Origin of the sequence: Bradyrhizobium sp. STM 3809 (genome assembly GCF_000239795.1) — a bacterium.
Taxonomy (GTDB): Bacteria; Pseudomonadota; Alphaproteobacteria; order Rhizobiales; family Xanthobacteraceae; genus Bradyrhizobium.
The window spans coordinates 1-1,999 of sequence record NZ_CAFJ01000418.1; the positions used below are offsets into that span (position 1 = coordinate 1).

At 67.2% G+C, this 1,999-nt stretch carries 3 protein-coding genes and 1 pseudogene; all 4 read left to right on the top strand.

Going from position 1 to position 1,999, the window contains the following annotated elements; translation table 11 throughout:
- A pseudogene (locus BRAS3809_RS20155) lies at positions 1 to 207 on the top strand (caspase family protein); the annotation flags it as partial.
- Positions 208 to 320: 113 nt separating this feature from the next.
- The gene (locus BRAS3809_RS20160) at positions 321 to 608 is read left to right on the top strand and encodes a DUF3303 domain-containing protein (RefSeq protein WP_008963896.1); all 288 of its coding nucleotides are present in this window, start codon (positions 321 to 323) and stop codon (positions 606 to 608) included.
- 16 nt (positions 609 to 624) lie between these two features.
- Positions 625 to 1,017, top strand: a complete 393-nt coding sequence (locus BRAS3809_RS20165) for a hypothetical protein (protein ID WP_008963897.1) — start codon at positions 625 to 627, stop codon at positions 1,015 to 1,017.
- Between the two features lie 338 nt (positions 1,018 to 1,355).
- Entirely contained in the window at positions 1,356 to 1,883 is a 528-nt protein-coding gene (locus BRAS3809_RS20170) for a hypothetical protein (RefSeq protein WP_008963898.1), read from the top strand.
- Positions 1,884 to 1,999: the final 116 nt, after the last annotated feature.

The following is a 1,999-nucleotide window of genomic DNA, read 5'->3' on the forward strand; positions in this document are numbered from 1 at the left end:
CCGACGGTGGCGATGCGCTCCGAGCCGGAGACAAGGCGCGCCAGCGGCGGCGGCCGCTGCACCAGCATCAGTCAGCGCTGCGCGATCCAGATCGGCGGCCGCTGCAATGCCGCCACGGGCGCATGGGAGTACGGCCGCAATGGTGCCGGCGGCGACACGATGTCGTTCAACAACTGCGTCAGCCGGATGATGGCCGGGGGCCGGTGAGCCGCGACGCCGCCCGGGGTGCTCAGCTTCATTGTGAGCGAGACAACCGGAACGATCTGGAAACGGATGGAAAACCCACTCACAATGCGCGCCGAACGTCTCCGGAGGCACGCATGCTGTTCATGGTGATCGAACGTTTCAAGGACCGCGACCCGATCCCCGTCTACCGCCGCGTCCGCGACCCCGGCATCACATTCCCCGACGGGCTCAAATATCTCGGCAGCTGGATCGAGCCGAATTTCGACCGCTGCTTCCAGCTGATGGAATGCGACGACGCGCGCCTGCTGCAGCAATGGATCCTCGCCAATGCCCGCGACACCGGCATGACCTTCGAGATCGTGCCGGTGGTCACGAGCGCCGGGACGCGCGAGGTGGTGGCGCCGTTCCTGGACCAGGCGTGAGACCGGGCGGCGGACGATGCTCGACGTCGTGACGCAGGTGCTCGCGGTCTGCCTCGTCTCCTATGCGATCGCCGTGCTGATGCCGTCGTCGCGGGCGCTGCTGGTGGCGACGCTGCTGCTCGCGCTGGCGACCCTGATCGGTGGCCTGCGCGAATGGTGGACGCTGCAGCCAGGCGGCTGCAGCCGTGCTTGTAAGATCGAAGATCTGCTCGACATCCCGCTGCTGCCGATCGCACGAGCGGGCTTCATCACCGGAGCCATCGTGCGGGCGATCACATTCCTTCCCCAAGCCCGCGGCCTGTCGCCGCGCGCTGTCGTGGTAAGCTGTCTCGCCGGGAGCGCCGTCGCACTCGCCCTCGTCGTGTTCGCGCCGAGCCTCGTCTACTGGCGGCCGCTGCGGATCCTCTAGGCGCGGAGACCAAGTCGTTGATTGCGGGAGGCTGCGTAGCCCGGATGAGCGCAGCGACATCCGGGTTCATCGCAACAGCTCGTGTGACCCCGGATGTCGCTGCGCTCATCCGGGCTCCGACCGAGGCGTTCCTGCGCATTCATCGCGACTTTGGCTGACACCGCTCGCGGCACGGTCCCGCAGCTTCGTCCCTGCTGGCAGACGCTCGTCCCCTCCAGTTCACCGCTCGTCCCAAGGTCCTGGTCCGAACCGGGCCATCATGGCTCGTTGCGGCGGTCGGCCGCGGCCCGGCGCATCGCGCTGGACACCGCGCGGCCGGTTCATGTCAGGAGGTTCACATGTCGTCTCGTATCCGCTCTCTCGGGATCCCCGCGCTCGCGCTCCTTGCCTCGATGTCGGCGTCATCGGCACAGGCGGCTGATGCGGCTCCGGTCGGAGGCAGGTTCGCCTGCAGGATTGCCGAAGAGCACAAGAACCGGGTGGAAGGCGATCCCGCCCACGAGCTCATTCTGCTGAAGTCGACCTGCGACGGTCACGCCTCCGGCGCATCGGCGCGTTTCGACGGCGGCCGGGTGATCATGCTCGAGCTCGATGATCTCGTTCGCGGCAACGGCACGCTGCGCGGCTATGATCATATCAGTTACCCGGACGGCAGCGGACAGATGGACAGCTATATCGGCCAGCAGACCACGCCCCTGGCGAACGGCAAGCAGGAATGGACGGCGATCGGCACCTGGGAGCAGACCGCCGGCACCCGCGCCTTGGCGACATCGCGTCTGCGCGGCACGTGGACCGCGAAATCGATATCCGACACCGAGTACGTCATCGATTGGGAGGGCACGCCGGTGCAGAGCGGTCCGGAATAGCAGGACATTGCCTCACTGCCGCGCGCCGCTGCGGAGCCCGGATGAGCGCAGCGACATCCGGGTTCATCGCAACAGCTGGTGCGATCCCGGATGTCGCTGCGCTCATCCGGGCTACA

What these genes read in the sequence shown, in the direction of transcription:
- BRAS3809_RS20160 (WP_008963896.1), top strand. Translation starts at nt 321, where the DNA reads ATGCTGTTCATGGTGATCGAACGTTTCAAGGACCGCGACCCGATCCCC.
- BRAS3809_RS20165 (WP_008963897.1), top strand. Translation starts at nt 625, where the DNA reads ATGCTCGACGTCGTGACGCAGGTGCTCGCGGTCTGCCTCGTCTCCTAT.
- BRAS3809_RS20170 (WP_008963898.1), top strand. Translation starts at nt 1,356, where the DNA reads ATGTCGTCTCGTATCCGCTCTCTCGGGATCCCCGCGCTCGCGCTCCTT.